19 protein-coding genes are annotated in these 23,232 nt (G+C 50.2%); 9 read left to right on the forward strand and 10 right to left on the reverse strand.

Annotated elements, in window-relative coordinates:
- The first annotated feature begins 61 nt into the window (after positions 1-61).
- Positions 62-994 (forward strand): oxygen-dependent coproporphyrinogen oxidase, encoded by a 933-nt coding sequence (gene hemF, locus H0247_RS15660; protein WP_180743371.1) that lies wholly within the window; start codon positions 62-64, stop codon positions 992-994.
- Positions 995-997: 3 nt separating this feature from the next.
- Complete coding sequence (locus H0247_RS15665; protein ID WP_180743372.1) at positions 998-1,450, forward strand: YaiI/YqxD family protein; 453 nt, start codon at positions 998-1,000, stop codon at positions 1,448-1,450.
- A 66-nt stretch (positions 1,451-1,516) separates the two neighbouring features.
- Here the strand turns inward: H0247_RS15665 and mtr are convergent, their stop codons facing one another.
- Both mtr and maeB read right to left on the reverse strand, forming a co-directional pair.
- A complete protein-coding gene (gene mtr / locus H0247_RS15670) occupies positions 1,517-2,791 on the reverse strand; it encodes a tryptophan permease (RefSeq protein WP_180743373.1) in 1,275 nt (424 codons plus the stop codon).
- Between the two features lie 191 nt (positions 2,792-2,982).
- The gene (gene maeB / locus H0247_RS15675) at positions 2,983-5,262 is read right to left on the reverse strand and encodes an NADP-dependent oxaloacetate-decarboxylating malate dehydrogenase (protein ID WP_180743374.1); all 2,280 of its coding nucleotides are present in this window, start codon (positions 5,260-5,262) and stop codon (positions 2,983-2,985) included.
- 499 nt (positions 5,263-5,761) lie between these two features.
- On the opposite strand from maeB, the gene H0247_RS15680 reads away from it, so the two are divergent.
- The 4 genes from H0247_RS15680 (at position 5,762) to H0247_RS15695 (ending at position 11,445) form a co-directional block, all read left to right on the forward strand.
- Positions 5,762-7,678: a beta-glucoside-specific PTS transporter subunit IIABC gene (locus H0247_RS15680; RefSeq protein ID WP_180743479.1), complete on the forward strand. Its 1,917-nt coding sequence runs from the start codon at positions 5,762-5,764 to the stop codon at positions 7,676-7,678.
- Between the two features lie 64 nt (positions 7,679-7,742).
- Entirely contained in the window at positions 7,743-9,164 is a 1,422-nt protein-coding gene (locus tag H0247_RS15685; protein ID WP_180743375.1) for a glycoside hydrolase family 1 protein, read from the forward strand.
- 146 nt (positions 9,165-9,310) lie between these two features.
- Positions 9,311-10,180, forward strand: coding sequence for a BglG family transcription antiterminator LicT (gene licT / locus H0247_RS15690; RefSeq protein WP_180743480.1), 870 nt, complete (start codon positions 9,311-9,313; stop codon positions 10,178-10,180).
- 227 nt (positions 10,181-10,407) lie between these two features.
- A complete protein-coding gene (locus H0247_RS15695; protein ID WP_180743376.1) occupies positions 10,408-11,445 on the forward strand; it encodes a LacI family DNA-binding transcriptional regulator in 1,038 nt (345 codons plus the stop codon).
- Positions 11,446-11,515: 70 nt separating this feature from the next.
- Here H0247_RS15695 and H0247_RS15700 read toward each other — a convergent pair whose 3' ends face one another.
- From H0247_RS15700 to nudK, 6 genes are all read right to left on the reverse strand, one after another.
- Positions 11,516-13,039, reverse strand: coding sequence for a glycosyl hydrolase 53 family protein (locus tag H0247_RS15700; protein WP_180743377.1), 1,524 nt, complete (start codon positions 13,037-13,039; stop codon positions 11,516-11,518).
- Positions 13,040-13,251: 212 nt separating this feature from the next.
- Positions 13,252-14,337 carry an ABC transporter ATP-binding protein gene (locus H0247_RS15705; protein WP_180743378.1) on the reverse strand — a complete coding sequence of 362 codons (1,086 nt, stop codon included), beginning with the start codon at positions 14,335-14,337 and terminating at the stop codon, positions 13,252-13,254.
- Positions 14,338-14,373: 36 nt separating this feature from the next.
- On the reverse strand, positions 14,374-15,186 hold the full coding sequence (locus H0247_RS15710; RefSeq protein ID WP_180743379.1) for a carbohydrate ABC transporter permease: 813 nt from the start codon (positions 15,184-15,186) through the stop codon (positions 14,374-14,376).
- Position 15,187: 1 nt separating this feature from the next.
- The gene (locus H0247_RS15715; RefSeq protein ID WP_180743380.1) at positions 15,188-16,069 is read right to left on the reverse strand and encodes a carbohydrate ABC transporter permease; all 882 of its coding nucleotides are present in this window, start codon (positions 16,067-16,069) and stop codon (positions 15,188-15,190) included.
- Between the two features lie 63 nt (positions 16,070-16,132).
- Positions 16,133-17,398 (reverse strand): ABC transporter substrate-binding protein, encoded by a 1,266-nt coding sequence (locus tag H0247_RS15720; protein WP_180743381.1) that lies wholly within the window; start codon positions 17,396-17,398, stop codon positions 16,133-16,135.
- Positions 17,399-17,778: 380 nt separating this feature from the next.
- Complete coding sequence (nudK, locus tag H0247_RS15725; protein WP_180743382.1) at positions 17,779-18,360, reverse strand: GDP-mannose pyrophosphatase NudK; 582 nt, start codon at positions 18,358-18,360, stop codon at positions 17,779-17,781.
- Positions 18,361-18,591: 231 nt separating this feature from the next.
- Here nudK and H0247_RS15730 point away from each other — a divergent pair, with 231 nt between their 5' ends.
- Entirely contained in the window at positions 18,592-19,758 is a 1,167-nt protein-coding gene (locus H0247_RS15730; protein ID WP_180743383.1) for an MFS transporter, read from the forward strand.
- 13 nt (positions 19,759-19,771) lie between these two features.
- A complete protein-coding gene (locus H0247_RS15735; protein WP_180743384.1) occupies positions 19,772-19,975 on the forward strand; it encodes a 2-hydroxymuconate tautomerase family protein in 204 nt (67 codons plus the stop codon).
- A gap of 85 nt (positions 19,976-20,060) precedes the next feature.
- Here the strand turns inward: H0247_RS15735 and H0247_RS15740 are convergent, their stop codons facing one another.
- Together H0247_RS15740 and grpE are read right to left on the reverse strand one after the other, a co-directional pair.
- Positions 20,061-21,299 carry an Nramp family divalent metal transporter gene (locus H0247_RS15740; protein ID WP_180743385.1) on the reverse strand — a complete coding sequence of 413 codons (1,239 nt, stop codon included), beginning with the start codon at positions 21,297-21,299 and terminating at the stop codon, positions 20,061-20,063.
- Between the two features lie 241 nt (positions 21,300-21,540).
- The gene (gene grpE / locus H0247_RS15745) at positions 21,541-22,128 is read right to left on the reverse strand and encodes a nucleotide exchange factor GrpE (protein ID WP_180743386.1); all 588 of its coding nucleotides are present in this window, start codon (positions 22,126-22,128) and stop codon (positions 21,541-21,543) included.
- A gap of 148 nt (positions 22,129-22,276) precedes the next feature.
- Between grpE and nadK the strand changes: the two genes are divergently transcribed.
- Positions 22,277-23,155 (forward strand): NAD(+) kinase, encoded by an 879-nt coding sequence (nadK, locus tag H0247_RS15750; protein ID WP_180743481.1) that lies wholly within the window; start codon positions 22,277-22,279, stop codon positions 23,153-23,155.
- Positions 23,156-23,232: the final 77 nt, after the last annotated feature.

Consider the following 23,232-nt stretch of genomic DNA (forward strand, 5'->3'; position numbering starts at 1 on the left):
TGATGGTATACTGCCCGCCTGATTATTGTGCCACCCTCGCCAGAGAAACGAGATGCCTACTATGTCTGACGTCAACGCGGTAAAACATTTTTTGCTTAGCTTACAGAAGGATATCTGTCAGCAGCTTGCAGCGATCGATGGTGAAGCTGACTTCGCCAAAGATGAATGGCAGCGTGCCGAAGGCGGCGGCGGATGCAGCCGCGTGCTGTCCGGCGGGCGTCTCTTTGAACGGGCCGGCGTAAACTTTTCCCATATCACCGGTAAATCATTACCGCCTTCCGCCAGCACCCATCGCCCCGATCTGGCTGGCCGGAGTTTTCAGGCAATGGGCGTGTCGCTGGTGATTCATCCGCTAAGCCCGTACATTCCCACCAGCCATGCCAATGTGCGCCTGTTCATCGCCGAGAAACCGGGAGAAGAACCGGTGTGGTGGTTTGGCGGCGGGTTCGATCTCACGCCCTATTATGGTTTTAAAGAGGACGCGGTGCACTGGCACCAGACCGCTCACGACCTGTGCCAACCGTTCGGTGAGGATGTTTACCCGCGCTATAAAAAGTGGTGCGACGATTACTTCTTCCTCAAGCACCGTAACGAAGCACGCGGTATCGGTGGACTCTTTTTCGACGATCTCAACGAGCCCGATTTTGCGACTAGTTTTGCCTTCATCCGTGCCGTTGGTAACGGCTTCCTCGATGGCTATCTGCCCATCGTCGAACGGCGTAAAGATCTGCCGTGGGGAGAGCGCGAGCGCGAATTCCAACTCTATCGCCGCGGTCGCTATGTGGAATTCAACCTAATTTGGGATCGCGGTACGCTGTTTGGTCTGCAAAGTGGCGGACGTACTGAGTCAATTTTGATGTCCATGCCGCCGCTGGTACGCTGGGAATATCAGCATCAGCCAGAACTGGGTAGCCCGGAGGCTCTGCTGTATCAAGATTTTTTACCGGCCAGAGACTGGCTGGCAGAAAGTCATACGCACAACAAGGAAGCATAAGTCATGCAGATTTGGGTCGATGCCGACGCCTGTCCTAACGTCATCAAAGAAGTGCTATTTCGCGCGGCGGATCGCACGCAAACACAGGTCACGCTGGTTGCCAACCAGACCATAAAAGTACCGCCGTCGCGCTTTATCCGCACGCTGCGCGTCTCATCGGGTTTTGATGTCGCCGATAATGAGATTGTACGCCGCACGGAGGCCGGCGATTTGGTGATCACCGCTGATATTCCGCTGGCAGCAGAAGTGATAGAAAAAGGTGGTGCCGCGCTGAACCCGCGCGGCGAGCGCTATACGCCGGATACCATTCGAGAACGGCTGAACATGCGGGACTTTATGGACACCATGCGCGCCAGCGGAATACAAACTGGTGGCCCCAGCGCATTAAGTCAACGGGATCGTCAGCAGTTTGCTAATGAACTGGATAAGTGGTTACAGCAGGCGAAAAAACCGTAACGGTCTGAAGCACTCGCCATCCCACCGCTTCTGCTTTAGCAGGCAAGGCAGGATGGCAATGCATACTTAGCGATAGACTGGCAGTAAATCGAGGCTGGAAAGAATGTGTATCAGCGCAGTGCCGATACCAAATAGCAGCACCAGCGCGATCATCGCATTACCGCCCCGCACGCGGAACAGCGGGCTACCGAAGCGAACGCGCGATGCGCGAGCCAGCAGCGCGGGCGTAATCACCGCCCACACCGTCGCCGCCAACCCGGCAAAACCAATCGCATAAATAAAGCCGTTCGGATACAGCAGCCCACCGATAACGGGCGGAAGAAAAGTCACCAGCGCCGTTTTCGCTCTCCCCATCCGGCTATCGTCAAGCTTCAGCAAATCTGCCAGATAATCGAACAGCCCCAGCGTTACGCCGAGAAACGAACAGGCAACGGCAAAGTTGGAAAAGACGGTGAGCAATACGTCCAGATAAGGGCTGTTCAACACCCCACCCAGCGCCTGCACCAACACATCGATATTACCGCCCCGCTCGGCAATCCCAATAAAGTCAGGACGGGCAATATTCCCCATCGTGCCAATCAGCCAGATGGCATACATCACCAACGCCAGCACGCTGCCAATAAACAAACAGCGCTTGATGATCTGCGGTTCACGACCGTAATGCTTCACCAGACTGGGAACGTTGCCATGAAATCCGAAAGATGCCAGACAGAACGGCAACGTCATCAGCACATACGGCAGATAGCTGGGTGCCTGTTCCGCCACATTGAGTAAAACAACGGGCTTAACATTCCACAGCAGACTGCCGAACGTCATGAAAAAGGTCAGCACCTTCGCTGCCAGAAAAAAAGCGGTCATGCGGCTTACCGCCGCGGTACTCCACCACACGGTCAACGCGACAAACAGCGCAAACAGGAAACCGCCGATTCGTGCTGAGAAGTCGATCGACAACGCCGCAAACGTGTGATGGATGATGGAACCACTCGCTGAAATATAGGCGTAAGTCAAAATATAGAGGACAAAAGCAATCGATATACCGTTAATAATATTCCAGTGCTTGCCCAGCAGATCTTTAGTCAGCGTATCGAAGCTGGAGCCCGTCGGATAGTTCAGGTTGGCTTCCAGTATCATTAACCCCGAGTGATACATACAAAACCAGGTAAACACCAGCACGGCAAATGACCAGAAAAACCAGGCACCCGACATCACCACCGGCAGGGAAAACATCCCAGCGCCGATAATCGTTCCTGCAATAATCATCGACCCGCCAAACAGCGAAGGAAGACGCCTTTCTGTACCGCTTTTTGCTACTGTATTTTCGTTCACTGCGCGTGTTGCCATAGCCGATAGTCGCTCGTTGAATTTTTTATCGAGTCAGGGGAAGCCCCCTACAGACGAGGCGGGATCATGGCATAAAACGAAAATTATTCCATTGATTCATATCGGCTGAGCGACTATTTGGTCGACAAACTGCGATAAGTAAAAAACCCAGCCGACTTCTGGCTGGGTTTGTCTGTATGACTGGAAATACCTTACAGCGGCTGAGTTTGGGCTTCTACCACTGCCAGTGCGACCATGTTCACGATCCGACGTACCGAAGCAATTGGTGTCAGGATGTGTACCGGTTTCGAAATCCCCATCAGTACCGGTCCCACCGTCACGCCTTCTGAAGACGACACGCGCAACAGGTTATAGCTGATACGCGCAGACTCCATATTCGGCATGATTAGGATGTTAGCCGAGCCTTTCAGCGGGCTGTCTGGCATTTGCTCGCGGCGGATCGCTTCCACCAACGCGGCATCACCGTGCATCTCGCCGTCAATCTCCAGTTCTGGTGCCATCTTGTTGACCAGCGCCAGCGTTGCACGCATCTTCTGCGCCGTCGGAGAATCCGAGGTGCCGAAACTGGAGTGCGACAACAGCGCGACTTTCGGTTCGATACCGAAACGACGCACACTTTCTGCCGCCATCAGGGTGATCTCCGCCAGCTGTTCCGGCGTTGGATCGGCATTGACGTAGGTATCAGCGATAAAGGTATTGCCGCTCGGCAGCATCAGCGCGTTCATCGCGCCCGCCGCATGTACGCCCTCGCGGTAGCCGAGCACATTTTCCACCACGTCGAAATGCTCTTCATAGGTGCCAATCGTGCCGCAAATCAGCGCATCCGCTTCGCCACGGTGAACCATGATGGCCCCGATCAGCGTTGGATTGCCGATCACTGCACGCTGCGCTTTTTCCTGCGACACACCGCGACGTTTCATCAGTTGGAAATACTCGCTCCAGTATGCTTTGAAGCGCGGATCCGATTCGTTGTTGACCACTTCGAAATCTTTACCGATGGTCAGTTGCAGCCCCAGTTTTTGCAGGCGCATCTCGATAACGCTCGGGCGGCCGATCAGAATCGGGAACGCCAGACCCAGCGTGACCAATTCCTGAGTAGCGTGCAGCACGCGAGCATCTTCACCTTCCGCGAATACCACACGTTTCGGCTGCTGACGCGCCTGTGCGAAGATCGGCTTCATGAACAGGTTGGTTTTGTAGACGAACTGGGTCAGTTTTTCGATGTAGGCATCGAAATCCTCGATCGGGCGCGTCGCCACACCGGAATCCATCGCCGCCTTCGCTACTGCGGGTGCGATTTTGATAATCAAACGCGGATCGAACGGTTTCGGAATCAGATAATCCGGCCCGAATGACAGCTCCTGATCGCCGTAAGCCGATGCCACCACTTCGCTTTGCTCCGCCAGTGCCAGATCGGCAATCGCGTGCACACAGGCCAGCTTCATCTCTTCGTTAATCGTGGTCGCGCCCACATCCAGCGCGCCGCGGAAGATGAACGGGAAGCACAGGACGTTGTTCACCTGATTCGGATAGTCAGAACGACCGGTACAAATAATCGCATCTGGACGAACTTCTTTCGCCAGCGGCGGCAGAATTTCCGGTTCAGGGTTTGCCAATGCCATGATCAACGGACGCGGCGCCATGGTTTTCACCATATCCTGCGTCAGTACGCCAGGGCCGGAGCAGCCGAGGAAGATATCCGCATTAGGGATAACATCGGCCAGTTTGCGCGCGCCGTTATCTTCCACCGCATACGCCGCTTTGGTTTCTTCCATGTTTTCATCACGACCGTGATAAATCACGCCGCGCGAATCACATACGACAATGTTGTGTTTCTGGAGACCCAGCGCCACCAGCAGGTTCAGACAGGCGATAGACGCCGCGCCTGCACCGGACACCACCAGACGCACATCAGCAATATTTTTTTCTACTACGCGTAGGCCATTCAGAACAGCGGCAGTACAGATAATCGCCGTGCCGTGCTGATCGTCATGGAAGACAGGAATCTTCATGCGCTCACGTAGCTTCTTCTCGATGTAGAAACACTCCGGTGCCTTGATGTCTTCCAGATTGATACCGCCGAACGTCGGCTCCAGCGCAGCGATCACGTCGATCAGCTTGTCTGGATCCAGTTCATCGACTTCGATATCGAAAACATCGATGCCGGAGAATTTTTTGAACAGAACGCCTTTACCTTCCATCACCGGTTTACCGGCCAGTGCCCCGATATTGCCGAGGCCCAGAACGGCCGTTCCGTTAGAGATCACGGCGACCAGATTGCCGCGTGCGGTGTATTTATAGGCGGCCAGCGGATCTGCCGCGATTTCCAGACAGGGAGCTGCAACGCCAGGAGAATACGCCAGCGCCAGATCGCGCTGCGTCGCCAGCGGTTTAGTCGGGGAAACCTGAATTTTTCCGGGGATCGGATACTGGTGGAAATCAAGGGCGCTTTGCTTTAGCTGTTCATCCATTTTATGTACCTTTTCGGTTTTGTTGTGTCTGTAGGGTAAAGAGTACCCAGTATAGTGTTTGCCAATGGCTAAACTACCGAGGATGGCAAAAACTGAGGGGGAATGCTGGTTAATATAGTTATTTTATTTGACGGTTTTTCGTTCAGCAGCCGGATGCGCGACAGGAAGAAATCGCGCAGTGCACGTGGGGTTGAATACCTATTGTCTGGGAGAAAAACTGCGATACCGTACGCAAAAGGATCGCAAGCAGCCACATTGTTTGTGATCCAGATCAATTAATTCATCAGGCCACATTGCATGACTCCAGCGCCGCATGGTGATATTGCGGCGCAACACCATAAGTTGCACCAGCCTATTTTTATCGCGGCGTGCTACTGCTTCGGCAGGCAAGACCAAAGTAAAAATGCATTTCCTCTTTTTTAGAGGTGCATTTTTATTTTGGTCTTTTTTTTTAGCCTAATTGGCGTCAACACAGGGTAAAGCTATGGATCATCAAAAAATGGATTATCAAAAACTTGGAGTCGACATCCTCGCGTTAAGCGGCGGCAAGCAGAACGTCAGCAAGCTGACCCACTGCGCCACTCGCTTACGTTTCGAGTTCAACGACAGCCATGCCGTACAGGCAGAGGCGATTGCTAAACTTCCCGGCGTCATCAGCGTGGTCGATCGCGGCGGCCAGTTTCAGGTGGTAATCGGCAACGACGTTCAAGTCACCTACCGGGCGATTTTGAATGAGATTGGCGAGATGAACAGCCAGCGCAATGCTGGCAACAAGCAGCAGAAAAAAGGCGGCATTTTTACGCAAATCATCAGCGTGATTTCCACCACTTTCACACCCGTTATTCCGGCGATTACCGGCGCAGGGATGATTAAAGCCCTGCTGGCGATCCTCAAGCTGACGGGGTTAATTTCCGCCGACAGCACGACCTATCGCCTGCTGGACACTATCTCCGATGCAGCCTTCTTCTTCCTGCCTGTGCTGCTGGCTTACGGTGCCTCCATCAAGTTCGCCTGTAACCCGATTCTGGCGATGACGATTGCTGGCGCACTGCTGCACCCGAATCTGGCCCAGCTACTGGCCTCCGGTGGCCCGATCAGCTTTATCGGTATTCCGGTACGGCTGGCGGACTACGCCGGATCGGTATTGCCGATCATTCTGACCGTATGGATCATGTCTTACATCGAGCAGTTTGCCGAAAAGATCTCACCGTCCATGATCAAATTTTTCACCAAGCCGATGATCGTGCTGCTGTTTACCGCACCGCTCGCGCTGGTGGTGATTGGGCCTTTCGGTATTTTCCTCAACGATCTGGTCGCCAGCGGCGCGGCGATCATTGACGGAAAAGCGAGCTGGCTTATTCCGATGCTGATGGGCGGTCTGCAACCGTTTTTGGTGATCACCGGCACCGCCTGGGCGATGACGCCGATTGCCACCTCGCAACTTACCCGCAATGGCTTCGAGATGATCAACGGGCCAGGCATGCTGGCTTCCAACATTGCACAGGGTGCCGCTACACTGTGCGTGGCGTTTAAAACCAAGAACAAGAATCTGAAACAGCTGGCTTCTTCGGCGGGCTTTACTGCTCTGCTGGGTATCACCGAACCTTCCCTGTACGGGGTAACACTGAAGCTGAAAAAACCGCTGATTGCCGCCATGATTGGCGGGGGCTGTGCGGGCATCTATGCCGGACTGGCCGGACTGGTTCGCTATGCCTTCGTCTCACCAGGTCTCGCGGCGCTGCCTGCTTTTATTGGCGAAAACCCGATGAACATCGTCCATGCGCTGATCACCTGCGCCATCGCGATTGTCGTCACGTTTGCGCTCACCTGGATCATGGGATTCGACGATCCGGTGGATGAAACTGACAGTGCCCAAACCGACTCAGCTCAGGCAGACCAACGTCACACTGCACCAGCAGCCGATAGCGCTGAAAAAACGCAGGCCGCAGAAAAACACGCAGAACCACAAACTATTCTCAGCCCACTGTCCGGCAAGCTGGTCGCACTGAGTGACATCAACGATGACGTCTTCTCACAGGGATTACTAGGACAAGGCGTGGCGATTATTCCTGACAGCGGTGAAGTGATCGCGCCGGTTAGTGGCGAAATCATCACGTTCCTTGAGTCTAAACACGCCATCGGCATCCGAGCTGACAACGGTTTAGAATTGCTGATTCACGTCGGTCTGGATACGGTGAACCTCAACGGCAAGCACTTTACCGGCTATATCAAACCGGGTGACCGAGTTAGCGCGGGAGACAGGTTGATCAGTTTCGATCTCAATGAAATCACGCGGTTGGGCTATGACCCGGTTACGCCTGTCGTGATCATCAACAGCGATGACTACGCCAGCGTCGTCTGCGCCGCGCCACAGCCGATCGCCCCGCTGGATACCATCATTAATGTGAAGGCCTGACGTTCCCTAAAAGCATTGGGTGTCCTGCCCAATGCTTTTCAGTCTTCCTGTATGTGAGAAAAATATGCACTATCAACAGCAAAAGCATTTCCCAGCGGGCTTTCTGTGGGGAGCCTCGACCTCGGCTTATCAGGTTGAAGGGGGGTGGCAAGCCGAGGGGAAAAGCCCCTCGATCATTGATCAATGCCAGCACCCTGAGCATACCGCAGACTTCACCGTCGCCAGCGATCACTACCATCGCTTTAAAGAAGACGTGCAGCTGTTCGCGGAGCTCGGGTTAAAGGCCTATCGCTTCTCGATTGCCTGGACGCGTATTCTTCCCGACGGCACCGGTGCAATAAATCCCCTGGGCATCGCGTTTTACAACAGCCTGATTGATGAACTGAACGCGCACGGTATTGAACCGGTCGTCACGCTCTACCATTTCGATTTACCTTATTGTCTGGAAGTACAAGGCGGCTGGCAGAACCGCGCCACAATTGATGCCTTTGTTCACTACGCCCGCACGCTGTTTACACATTTCGGCGACAAGGTGAAATACTGGCTGACGATTAACGAGCAGAACACCATGATTCTGCACCCCGGCGCGATTGGCCTGCCGGAAGGTGGCGTGTTGCCATCCAAAAAGGTGCTATATCAGCAGAACCATCACATGATGCTGGCGCAGGTCATGGCGTTGTGCCACGAACTCGCCCCCAACGGCCTGATCGGTCCGGCAATCAACACTACATCCATGTATCAGGCCACCAGCAAGCCGGAAGATGCCATCGCCGCGCACAACTGGGAAACGCTGCGCTGCTGGAGCTTTCTGGATGTCGCGGTACACGGCCGCTACAACGCGCTGGCCTGGCGTTATCTGGAAGATCGCGGCCTCGCGCCGGAAATATTGCCCGGCGATGACGAGATCCTGCAATCAGGAAAGCCCGACTACGTCGCGATTAACTATTACTCCACTGCCACTATTGCCGCCAGCAAAGGCGATGCATCGGATGTCAGCGCCCGCGCGGGCGATCAGCAAATCATGCTAGGCGAACCCGGCGTCTATCGTGCGGCAGAGAATCCACACGTCGATAAAACGCCTTATGGCTGGGTGATCGATCCCGTTGGCTTGCGCTTAACGCTGCGTAAAACCTACGAACGCTATCATCTGCCAATCCTGATTACGGAAAATGGCATGGGTGCGCCAGATAAACTGGAAGCCGACGGCACGATCGACGATCAATACCGCATCGATTTTATTGCCCGCCATATTGAACAGATGCAGCTCGCCATCAGCGATGGGGTTGATCTGATTGGCTATTGTCCGTGGTCGGCGATCGATGTGGTCAGCACGCATCAGGGCTACGGTAAACGCTACGGATTTATTTATGTGAACCGCGACGAATTCGATCTGAAAGATCTGCGCCGTATCAAAAAGAAAAGTTTTTACTGGTATCAGGGCGTCATCGCATCAAATGGCGCGCGGTTATTTCCTGGGGAATCCTAATACTGACGCACCAGTACACGCGGTTAAACAGGGATAAGCTCACTCTCAATCACTCATGTTGCGGGAAAACGCCCCGCAACATGAAAGAGAAGAAATGGGTTATTATTTTACTGACGCTCCCACTGATATCACTCAAGAAACGCATGATGGCTGAACCGATAAAAGCAATAAAAATACTGAACAATAGCCTGGTGTTATCTTCCGATGCAGATAACAACGAAATCATTGTCATGGGGAAAGGGATCGGTTTTAACAGCAAAACCGGCGATATTCTCGATCCGGCCAAAATTGAGAAGACCTTTATTCTCAAGGACGGCACATCGCCACGCGAATTTGCCCGTCTGATTGAGCACGTCGGGGAAGAATATGTTCACATCGTGAATAAGATTATTGATGATGCGAACCGACAACTTCAGGGTCGCCTGAGCGAACAGGTTTTTTTTACGCTGATCGACCATATCAGTTTTGCCATTGAGCGCTATCGCAAAGGCATCAGCATACAAAACCGTCTTCTGTATGAAGTAAAGCGATTTTACCCGCAGGAGTTTGCGATTGCCTCGCGGGCGCTCAACGACATTAACCAGCAAATGAATCTGGAGTTACCCGAAGAGGAAGCGGGCAATATCGCTTTCCATTTGGTCAACGCCCAAACCGACGTCCAGAATATGGAAAACACGCTCCAGTCGGTCAAAATGCTGAAAGATATTTTTAATATCATTCAGTACAACTTCCATATCGTGATTGATAAAGAATCCATTAACTACTCACGCTTCCTGACGCACATGCAATTCTTTATTCAGCGTCTGCTGGAAAACAGCCTGATTCATTCAAACGATGACTTTATTTTTGAGCAGGTCACCAAAGAGTATCCTGATGCCTATAAATGCAGCCGACTGATCAAAGACTATATTCACAACCTGCTCAACATCGACATCTCTAACGATGAAATGCTGTACCTGATTATTCATATCGTCCGTATCACCCCAGAGCAGGAAAGCGCGCCCAATCGGCGATAAATTGATAAGTAGTTTTCCTGCCGCTACGGCACCTCCTCGTTCTGATGACCTCACAAGTCCAACAGGCACAAGAACCCATCCCTGATAGCCCGTCGGGAGAAGATACAGCCCACGCGGGTGACACGGCGATGAGTGAAAGTTTTATCGCATTTTTGATTACTGGGCATGTTCAATCCATAAGGCATTGGCTACTATCATTTTCATAAGCAAATTATGGAAAATTTTTTGTGGCAACGATTACAGACATCGCTCAAAAAGCCGGAGTGGCAGCCTCAACCGTTTCTCGCGTACTGAATAACGATCCCAGCCTGTCCATAACTAAAGAAAAGCGCCAACTCATCAAGAAAATCGCCCATGAGTTGGCCTATTTATCGCCGACACAACGTAAGCAGCAGAAAAAAAAGTTAGAGAACTCGCTCGTTGTCCGCTCTCATTTCAAAATGGATAATGAAAACGTATTAAATCTCGCCGTCGTCCACTTTCTTACGCCCTCAGAAGAACTCAACGACCCTTATTTCACCGCAATGCGTATTGGCATTGAAAACCGCTGCCACCATTTTAATATTTCATTACGCAATTTCTTCACCACCAATTTATCATCCAATAGCCAGACTTTAGCTCAGGCGCAGGCGATCATTTGCGTAGGTCACTTTAGCGATAGCGACATCGCCTTAATTTATTCATTAAATAAAAACCTGATCTTTATCGACTCCGCCCCTCTCGATAAACAATGTGATGCCGTGCTTTTTGATCGGGAAGCGGCTGCTCGCGAAGTATTACATTATATTGTGAATAGCGGTGCTCAGCGCCCCGCATTTATCGGGAACAATGAGAGCCGATTGCATGTATTTCAGGAGATAACGCAAAAACACGGTATCTACGATGAGTCGCGATGCAAGGTCAGTCAGTTATTCTGTATTGAGTCCGGCTATCAGGCAATGAATGAGTTGCTGCAACAAAAAGAATGGCCCGATGTCGTGTTCGCGGCGACAGACATTATCGCTATTGGCGTCTACCGGGCGATTCAAGAGAAAGGTATTGCCATTCCTAAGCAAATAAAAGTAATCGGGATGAATGACATTCCCACAGCACAACATCTCAATCCCAGTTTGACCACAATGCGACTTTACCCCACTGAAATGGGCGAAGCCGCCGTCGATCTATTTTTAGAGCTGGTGGCAGGACGCTATTATAAAAAACACGTACAGATTGGTTATGAGATGGTGTGGCGCGAAAGTTTCATACTCAACGATGCCCTTTTATAATACGTCCCCTTATCTTTCCTATCCTTACAAATAAGATGGCCACGTAAGCAAACTACGTGGCCAGAGAACGTCAATTAGCGGTTATTTTCCACAGCTGATTCCATCCCCCGTTATCATGCCATTGAATGCCGGATGCACCGTTCTCTGTCGAACGGCTGTTAACATCCAAAAGTTTCCCACTGTTCCTATTCATGATTTTATAATAGCCATCACCCGCATCTAAAATAAGCCATTGTTGGCTAAAATGGCCAGTGTTATACATTTGGATAATTTGCGCCCCGTCGTCATTGGCACTGGCGGCAATATCGATGTATTTTCCACTATTCACATTCACCAGATTAAAATAACCATTACCCACCGCGTTAAAATAAAAACGCTGACTGTCCCAGTTGCCGTCACTGTATTGTTCAACCCACGCGCCGTCTTCACGCGAACCGCTCACAATATTCAGTGATTTGCCACTATGTCGATTAGCGATCTTATAGCGGGTTCCGTTGATAAAATTGATTTGTGATTCGGCAAACGCGTCCAGCGCTCGGGTAAATTGCAATACATTGGTTGAAACTTGCTTCGTCGCGCCTAACGCGTAGCCATCCGGCAACACGCTGGCATTACCCGCAGGTTCCCAATAAAAAACTCCGATCCCTTTATTTCCCGGAACGGCTTTAACAAGATTAATCGTATCCCTAATCGTCCAGTAACTGTCTGTCGGGTTAGTTTCCAAACCGCCGACTTCAACGACCATGACTTCCTTACCATACCGGCTAGCCATATCATTGAGGTTGCTAGCCAGTGCGCCAGTGAGCTCCCAATAGTTTTTCCCCTCCCAATAGGGATAGAATGAAAAACCAATCACATCGGTTTTCCCACCGTATGTGGTGAGGAAATTGTCAAAAAACCAGCGAGCGTTTGAATTATTATTCCCATGCGCCAGATGGCTGATCACTTTAGAGGAAGGGCTGACCGCTTTAACCGCATCATAGCCCGCATTCAGTAGCTGCGTTAAATTAGCAAACCGGCTTGTGCTCCCTTCTGGGAGTAAAATTCCGGGGTTCATTTCATTACCAACCTGCACCCATTCCGGCGTCACGCCTGCGGAAATAAGCGCAGTCATCACTTCATGTGTATGGTTATAAACGGCCGTCTTTAATTGGCTCAGATTGTAGTTCGCCCACGCGGCTGGCTTTATTTGATGACCCGGATCGGCGAAAACATCACTATAGTGGAAATCTACCATGACGCGCATTCCCATCGCTTTGGCGCGCTGTGCAGCATCCACCACGCGGGTTTTATCCGTATAGCCGAGCAGCGTCCAAGTCGTATTATCTTTATGCCATAGCGCACTGGGGTCGGGATTAACGAAAATGCGTAACCGTACAGCATTAATACCGTGATCGCGCAATATCTGTAATACATCGCGCGGCGTTCCTGCATCATCACGCCAGCTTACCCCTCGATCTTCTAATTGCTTTACCCAACCAATATCCGCGCCATAAGCAAACGGCTGCGCCGCTTTCGCCAAATTGGCTGACATGAACCCGATAAACAGCATTAACAATACAGAGATGATTCCTGAATAATTATTCTTTTTCATTCATTTCTCCTTGAGGTAACACGCTTAAAAGGTATTTATGACATAAATACCCAGGCACAGATTAAAAAATAGAGGACTGATATTTATAAGAATGAATCTCACAGAATAAACCGAGCAGCCATTAATGGCTGCTTAGCTACTTTCTAATTTTTCCACTTATTCAACATGACGTTTTCTATGGCATTATCCTCGTCATGACAGACATTTTCTTTTTAATTAATCCGCTTTCCATTTTCATCAAAAAAGTGAAGATATTCACTATGGCACGTCAGAGGAATCGTTGAGTAAGGCACAATATTATTATCACCCGACAAATGCACCTTGAAATTATTAACGCCAGAATATGCGCCAAAAATATAGGTCGCATTACCCAGCCTTTCAGTGACTTCACTATTGATCGACAAACTGACGTCTCCGCCATTCGGATCAATACTCAGGTGTTCAGGGCGGATACCCACGGTAATTTTCTGATCGGTGCATAATCCGTGGTTAGCAAGATTAACGGAAAGTGTATTGAGCTTATTGATCAAGATACTCACGTTATTCCCTTCAACCTGTAGCACTTCTCCAGGTAAAAAGTTCATATTCGGCGAACCGATAAAACCGGCGACAAAAAGATTTTCTGGCTTATGGTAGAGCGCCATCGGAGTGCCAACCTGCTCAATATATCCCTTGTTTAACACCACAATTTTATCCGCCAGCGTCATCGCTTCCACCTGGTCGTGCGTCACATATATCATGGTGTTACGCATTTCCTGGTGCAGCCGGGCAATCTGTAAACGCATTTCCACGCGTAATTCGGCGTCGAGGTTCGAGAGAGGCTCATCGAATAAAAACACTTTAGGGTCACGTACAATGGCCCGCCCAATCGCAACGCGCTGGCGTTGACCACCAGACAGTTGTTTCGGTGTACGATCCAGCAATCCTTCTAGCTGAAGCGTCATCGCCGCCTTCCGCACCATTTTTTCGACTTCAGCTTTGGGGTGCCCGTTCATTCTCAACCCAAACCCCATATTTTCAGCCACCGTCATATGCGGGTACAGCGCGTAAGACTGGAACACCATCGCAATCCCCCGCTCTGCGGGATCGAAATGGTTAACTAAACGGTTATCAATATGAATTTCGCCATCCGTGATATCTTCCAATCCTGCGATCATTCTCAGCAACGTCGATTTACCACACCCCGACGGGCCGACGAAGACCACAAATTCGCCTGAATTAATCTCAAGATTAATACGATGGATGGTTTCAGTCTTATCGTAACGCTTCACTATATTTTTTAATAAAATATCAGCCATGTTGAACCTCAAACTTAATTTGCCATTGCGCGCGTATTACTTCACTGCGCCCGTCATGCTGGCGATAAATTGCTTTTGCATGGCGAAGAAGATAAGTAAGCTAGGAAGAGTAGAGATGACTGTTCCCACCATAATAAGCCCGAAGTCTGGAGAATAGGCAGAAGCAAAGCTGGATAACACCAGATTAATCGTCTTTAATTCATTAGACTGGAGGACAATAAGCGGCCAGAGAAAGGCATTCCATGACGTCATGAAAACAATAATAAAAGCAGCGGAATAACTGGCGCGCATAATCGGCACGTAGACATACAGGAAAATTTTCCACTCAGCGACGCTTTCCACACGCGCCGCATCAATCAACTCTCTCGGAAACGTTTTCGTACATTGCCTAAAGTAGAAAATAATAAATGCCCCGGCCACGGTCGGCATGACAACGGCAAAATGCGTATCCAGTAAACCAGCCTTACCAAACATGGTGAAAAGCGGGATCATTAATGCCGCGAACGGAATCATCATCGTCGTGAGTAACGCCACATAGACACGCTCACGATTCTTACTGGCATAAATTTCAAACGCATAGCCTGCGATAGAGCACACGACAAGCGTGGACACCGTACTGATCAACGCAATTTTTGACGTGTTCCAGAACACCAGCGCCAAATCCACCTGGCTCGTCAGATTGGTAAAATTGACCAGTAATTGATCGCCAAACGTGAATTTCCCCATGTTGATTTGGCTGGTGCTATTTGTGCTCGACACCACCATCCAATAGAAAGGGAAAAGCGAAAAAATACTCATCAATACGAGAAAAGCATGCATGAGTAGGCTGTTAACGTTACTTTTCCTCATATCATTCCTTCCGTGCTGCTTTGAACTGAATCAGTGCCAGTATTGCTGAAAAAACAACAATGACGTAGGAAACCGTTGCCGCATAGCCAAAATTAGGCACAAACTTGAATGACAGGTTATAAATATAAAGCGATAGCGTCAGCGTCGCATTTGCTGGGCCACCATTCGTGATATTCATCGCTTCATCAAACAACTGTAATGTGCCGATCGTTGATGTCACACTGGTAAAAAGAATGACCGGTTTCAATAACGGGATCGTAATGAAGAAAAATTGCTTAATTGGGCTGACACCATCAACTCGGGCAGCTTCATAAATGGACTTATCAATATTTTGCATCGCGGAAAGATAGAATATCATGTTATATCCCGTCCAGCGCCACGTAATAGCAATAATGATGGTCACCTTCGCCCAGAAAGGATCGGATAGCCACGGAATCGGATCGTCAATGACATGAGTAAACAGTAAGAATGAATTAATCACACCATCCAGTTCAAACATACTCTTAAAAAGAATTGAGTAGGCAACCAGTGAGGTTACACAGGGTAAAAAGATCGCTATCCTAAACCACTGACGATATTTAAGCTGAGAAGAATTCAAACAAGAAGAAATGGCCAATGATAATAAAATCATAATCGGAACTTGGATTACCAGAAATGTCAATGTATTCCAGAGTGCCGTTTTGAACATAGGATCATTGAATAAACGGATGATATTTCCCAGGCCAACAAATTGTGTCACCACACCACGGCCAGATTGAAAAGAGAGCCAAAGTGATTTGAAAATAGGGTATATCGTCATTAAGGCAATTAACCCAACAGCGGTAGCGACGAAAGCCCAGCCGTTGATGTTATAAAGCCTATTCATTTTAGGTTTATACATCATTATCACACCATCGATTTCCGGAGACAAACGCTTGAGGGCTTCCCGCCCTCAAGCTCACACTCGCTACTGCATAATCTGATTTTTTAATGTCGTTTCGGCGCGTTTTAACACGTCATCGACAGAATCGCCTTTCAGTAATGCAGGTATTTCAGCAGCAATGGCGTTATCCACTTCCTGGGTATACATACCGTAGGAAACCTGTGGGATTTCAGTCACCCATTTAGAAAAATCAGCGAACACGGGTTGCCCGCCAAAGAACGGATCCTGTACCGCGTAAGCTGGGCCGGAAGTGGCTGGCAAGAAGGTGGCGAGCGCCCCACGATCAACCAAAAGGGTTTGATACATATTGCTATCCGCCGCGAAGGTTTTCTGCAAAAACTCAATCGCCTGTTTCGTGTTTTTTCCCCCTTTTAAGACATACCAGCTCGAGCCCCCCTGATTGGAGGCATGAACCGCGTTGTCGAGATTCAACCGAGGGATCGGTGCGACACGCCATTTTCCTTTCTGATCTGCGGCACTTTTAATTGAACCAATTACCCACACACCGGAAACTACACTCGCCGATTTTCCGGCATTAAAACTCCCCACGAAACTCGACCAACCAGAAATAGGGCGTGCAATTTTCGCGTCATTAATCGCTTTAATCGTTTTTAATGTTTCTTTCAGTGCATTGTTTTTGGTGAGATTGAGCTGTCCTTGATTATCGAAGAACCATTCTCCTCCGGACTGCATCATAATATGAGGGAGAACCACATCATTCATATCATAGGTCAGCATATCAACACCGGTTTTCGCTTTTACCTGCTTACCGATTTCAATATATTTATCCCAGGTAATGTTCACCATATCACTCTCTTTATATCCCGCCGCCTCCAGATAATCGAGTCGATAGAACATTCCCGCCACGCCGGAATCAAAAGGCACACCGTATACCTTATCCCCTACTGTCATCACTTTTGTTTTATACGGTGCAAACTGGCTATAGTCGATAGCGCCCTGTAATGGAATAAACGAATCAGGATAAGCCCGAAGATATTTCTGCGCATTATAATCTTCAATAAGTACAATATCAGGAAGCGAGTTTTTAACTCCTGAAGCCAACATGGTATTTAATTTCTGCTCAATATCTTCTTTGCCCGAATCGATTACTTTCAGACTGAAACTGGGGTCGGATTTTTTATATATCGACGATGCCTCATGCATTGCCGCAACATTGAAATTAGGGTCCCAAGCCCACACGGTGACTTCAGCAGCCAGGCTATGACTCGATAAGCCCAGTGTGAGGAATGAAACTGCAAATAGGGTAGATACTTTATTCTTGATCTTCATCAGAGCAGTCCTTCTTTACTTTTTGTAAAGAGAGAATATGAGTTACTGCATAATGAAGCAACGAGTTACACCGCTTACATTCTTTCATCCGGTGATGCGGGTCACACAACAGGGAGAAAAATGACTAAATATTCGATCTAAATACAAAAAATTCAGGAAAATTTTCCTTCCGCAAAGCCCATGCCAGCCGATAAAAACGATCAAAATAAGAACAGAAAATGACATATACAATTGAAAACAAAATAAAAAATGAAAGTAAAAAAAGGCTACTCAGCTCATATTGATCATAATCCCCCCTTCACCATGGAATTACGCAAAAATGAAAGCGTTACCACAAAAATCAAGCGGCACATGGGATACCCGTGTGCCGCAAAACATGCCTATGCCTTGGCAAACCAGCCGCGGATGATCGCGTGCTGTAGCAGCATGATGGTTTTACCGTCTTTAATCCGGCCATCGTTCATCATCGCAACGGCTTCGCTGAACGGCAGTTCCAGCACCTCGATATCTTCATCTTCCACACCACCGCCCAGATTATCCCGCTGCGACTCATCGTATTCAGCAGCAAAAAAGTACACACGCTCCGTCACGCTACCCGGCGACATGTAGGCATAGAACAGCTTTTCCACGTTGCCGATCGCATAGCCAGTTTCTTCGATGGCTTCGTTACGGATACATTCTTCGGGCGAATGGTCGTCCAGCAAACCCGCGCAGGTTTCCAGCAGCATGCCGCTTTCGTTGCCGTTGACGTAGGTAGGAATACGGAATTGTCGTGTCAGAATCACCGTGCCTTTTGCTCGGTTGTACAACAGAATCGTCGCGCCATCACCACGGTCATAAACCTCACGAACCTGGCGAACGATGCCGCCATTATTTCTTTTCAAATCAAAAGTATATTTATTCAGAATGTACCAGTTATCGGATAGCAGCTTCTTTTCAACGATATCAATGGGAGACGACATGCAAACACCTCAGCGATCGATGTGGAGGGAAGGCTCGTTTATATACAACGCGAATTCATCATATCCCCTTTTAACCGCAGCATAAATGGGTTGCAGGCACGGTTTCCCGGATGCCAGAGCCTTACCACAATCTATTCTCTCTGCGTCACCAACCCACTCATTACTATTCACTTTCATTTGACGAGGAAACAGGCAGGATAATGACATACTCTCTCTACCCTGAGCCATCGAATGACGGAACATCCTCGCTTTATCGCCCTATCGGATACGCAGACGCGTGCCCTGTTCGGGACGATCGTGCTGGCGCTAGGCATGGGGCTTGGGCGCTTTTTGTATACGCCGATGCTGCCTGTGATGCTGGAAGAAGGCCATTTCACCTTCAACCAGCTTTCCTATATTGCCAGCGCGAACTACGCAGGCTACCTGTTCGGCAGTCTGGTTTTCTCTTTTAGCCGTCGCGCTTCAGCCTCTCAACCGATGTTCCTGCTGTTTAGCGCCGCCGCCGCGACCGTCGTTTTACTTCTCGCAATGGCGATGACCACCAGCACAACACTGGTTATGGTTATTCGTTTCCTCGCCGGGCTCACCAGTGCGGCGATGATGATCTTCGGCTCTTTGGCCATTTTGCACCACACCAGACAGGCTCGCGTTGTCGCATCGCTTTATGCCGGAGTCGGCGTAGGGATCGTGTTAGGGAATGAATACATCATCATCGGACGGCATTACGCCCTCACCGCCGAGCTATTATGGTGGGGAGCCACCCTGCTCTCAGCATCGCTTTTGCTCGTCTTACTTATCCTTTCGCCGCCTGAATCCAGCGTCACGCCACAAACGATGGCGAATAGTGATGAGCCGCCTCAGCTTGGCTGGAGGCGACTTACGCTGCTGTATGGTCTGGCAGGATTCGGATACATCATCATCGCCACCTACCTGCCGTTGATGGTGATGGCACTGGGTATGCCGCGTGTATCTCTTCATCTCTGGTCGCTAGTTGGGCTGGCCATCATTCCCGGCTGTTTTTTCTGGCTATGGGCCGCCAACCGCTGGGGAACGTTGCCCTGCCTAACGGCAAACCTGCTCATTCAGGGCGTATGCGTCCTACTGACGCTATTCAGTCACTCGCCCACGGCGTTGATACTCAGCTGTGTCGGCTTTGGTGCTACCTTTATAGGAACGACCTCGCTGGTGATGCCCTTAGCCAAACGACTACGCGTGCCGCACGGCATCAACCTGCTTGGTCTGGTGACGCTCACTTACGGCATTGGCCAAATTCTTGGCCCGCTGCTCACCAGCGCCTTAACGAATAACAACGCTGTCGTCCCAGCCATTCTGTGCAGCGCAGCAGCACTTTTCATCGCGGCAGGACTCTGTTTCCCTTACCGTCGGCCACAACCCTAATCCAGGAGAACCCATGCCATACGTCAACATCAAAATCACCAATGAAGGTGCCACCACGGAACAAAAGCGTCAGCTAATTGAGGGCGTCACCCAACTGCTGGTCGATGTGCTAAACAAAAACCCAAAAACCACCGTAGTGGTGATTGATGAAGTCGACACGGACAACTGGGGAATCGGCGGCGTGCCGGTAACGGAGCTGAGGAAGGGTAGCCAGTAAGAAGGCGAATATGAGAGTAGTGTAGTGATAGTGCGTTGAGCAGTGCCACCACCCGCATCTGGCGCGATAAGTGGTGGCACCCGATCTATATCCCCAACATCGTATCAATCAGCAGATACATATTGAGAGAAACGACCAGCACGACAATGAGTTGCCCGATGCACTGCACCCATTTGCCGTTGACCATCGACCCCATCAGCTCACGGTTGCCAGTGAAGGACAGCAGCGGAACCAGCGCCAGCGCAATCCCAAAGCTCAGTACCACCTGACTCAATACCAGCACGCGCGTCGGATCCATACCGGACAGGATCACGATAAACGACGGCAGCATCGTTACGGTGCGGCGTACCCAAAGCGGGATATGGAAGCGCACAAATCCCTGCATCACCACCTGCCCCGCCAGCGTGCCGACAACCGTGGAAGAAAGCCCTGCCGCCACAAGGCTCAGACCGAAAATCACAGCGGCGGCTTTACCCAGCAGCGGCTCCAGCGTGAGGTAGGCTTTATCCAGATCGGCAATATCCTGATTGCCGCTGAAATGGAACGCCGCCGCCGCCGTTGCCATCATCGCCAAATTGACGAATCCGGCGATGGTCATTGCAATCGCGACATCGACTTTCGTTGCAGAATAGCGCTCGGCACGAGTATGGCTGCCTTCGTGCTGCGTTAAGGAAGAGTGAAGGTAAATCACATGCGGCATAATGGTCGCCCCCAGCACACCTGCGGCCAGCAGCACGGCATCGGAGGTCGGCAGACTAGGGATCGCCATGCCTTTGGCTAATGTGGACAACTCAGGCTGAGAGAAGACCAATTCGACAATATACGCCGCCGCCACAAACAGCAACAGGCCGCCGATGACCATCTCCATCGGCTTCTGACCACGCTGTTGCAGCATTAAAATCAGGAAAGTGGCAATAGCCGTGAGAATCGCGCCTTCCAGCAACGACACGCCCAAGAGCAGTTTGAACCCAATCGCTGCACCGATAAACTCGGCCAGATCGGTCGCCATCGCAATAATTTCGGCCTGCACCCAATAAGCCCAAACGGCCGGACGCGGAAAGCGATCGCGGATATGTTCCGCTAGATTCTTACCCGTTGCGATCCCCAACTTAGCGGACAGCAGTTGGATCAGCATCGCCATCAGGTTCGCCCACACCACCACCCACAGCAACGTATAGCCATAGGCTGCGCCAGACTGGATGTTTGTGGCGAAGTTACCCGGATCGATATAACCAATCGCCGCGATAAACGCCGGCCCCATCAGAGAAAGTTTGACCTTCCTTGATGTACGGCTTGTTGACTCAATAACACGGCTACCCGGCATAGTATGACCCTTCTAACACTGGTGTTTTACTACTCTCACAAAAACGATAATGATTATCAAGTGCATTTAGAGGGGTGATACCAATTCTTTTGATAGTTAAAGATGATGAGTCACTCAAAACCTAAAAAACATCTTTTTTATCAAACAAACATTAACAAAATATAAACAAAAACCCCATGCAGGGCACGGGGTTTGGAAATGAAGCTACGTTGTAAATACAGCGCGTAAAAGCAAAAGACGATCAGTCTTGTCCTTTTGATACCGCAACCATCGCCGGGCGTAGCAAACGGCCATTCAACGTATAGCCTTTTTGCATGACCATCATGACATGGTTCGGCTGATGATCGGCCGAAGGTAACATCGTCATTGCTTGGTGCACTTCTGGGTTAAACGGTACGTTTACTTCACCGACAACCTCAATACCAAATTTGCGGACGGCATCCAGCAATGATTTCAGCGTCAGTTCAACCCCTTCAATCATCGCAGCCAGTGATTCATTGGCTTTATCCGCCGTATCCAGCGCGCGTTCCAGGTTATCGATAACTGGCAGCATTTCACTGGCAAATTTTTCTACCGCAAATTTATGCGCTTTCTCAACATCCATTTCCGCACGGCGGCGAACGTTATCCGCTTCAGCACGGACGCGAAGCATATTGTCACGTTCACGCTGTTGCAGTTCGCTCAACTGGGCTTCCAGCTCGGCGATGCGCGCATCACGCGGGTCAGCTACGTCTGCCGTCTCTGGCGCGGCATCCGCTTGCTGCCCTTTTGCTGCTTCCTTTTGATCCAGCACTTGCTCGTCAGGCGTTTTCTGTTCTTTACTACTCATGAAATTCTCCGCGGTTTAGCATTAATCTCGCTAGTTGCTTATTATGGGGATCAAAATCGGGGATTCAAGGGAACCCGTCATATATTGGTTCCTGCCGCTGCCGATACACCACGCTGAGGACAAAACAGCAATGAACACACCGCTTACAATGAACAGGCCGTTTAATTGTATTGGCATTGTCGGCCATCCGCGCCACCCAACGGCGTTGGCAACGCATGAGATGCTTTACCACTGGCTCACCGAGAAAGGTTACTCGGTTCTGATCGAGCAGCAAATCGCCCGTGAACTGAACCTGAAAGATGTGCCGACGGGCAGCCTTGCCGACATCGGCCAGCAGGCGGATTTGGCGGTTGTTGTCGGCGGTGACGGCAATATGCTCGGCGCAGCGCGCGTGCTGTCGCGCTATGATATTAAGGTGATCGGTGTGAACCGTGGCAACCTCGGATTTCTAACCGATCTCGATCCTGACCATGCGCAGCAGCAGCTTTCTGACGTTCTCGACGGTCATTATCTGAGCGAGCAACGTTTCATGCTGGAAGCGCACGTTTGCCGCGCAAACCAGCCCGACAGCATCAGTACCGCCATTAACGAAGTGGTGCTTCACCCGGGGAAAGTCGCCCATATGATTGAATTTGAAGTCTATATTGACGACAAATTCGCCTTCTCCCAACGTTCAGACGGCCTGATTATCGCCACACCTACAGGTTCAACCGCCTATTCCCTTTCCGCTGGCGGCCCGATTCTGACGCCGTCGCTGGATGCGATTGCGCTGGTTCCCATGTTCCCGCATACGCTGTCAGCCCGTCCGTTGGTGATCAACAGCAGCAGCACAATTCGGCTGAAATTTTCCTGCATTACCAATGACCTGGAAATCAGTTGCGACAGCCAGATTGCGCTACCGGTACAGGAAGGTGAAGAAGTGCTCATTCGCCGCAGTGAACATCACCTGAATCTGATTCACCCAAAAAATTACAGTTATTTCAATACACTAAGCTCAAAACTCGGCTGGTCAAAAAAATTATTCTAAAATTCTCCCCAGCTACTTTACTGTATATAAAACCAGTTTATACTGTATGCAATCACATGTGATTACATACAGGGGCT

Origin of the sequence: Pectobacterium sp. CFBP8739 (assembly GCF_013449375.1) — a bacterium.
In the GTDB taxonomy this organism is placed as follows: Bacteria; Pseudomonadota; Gammaproteobacteria; order Enterobacterales; family Enterobacteriaceae; genus Pectobacterium.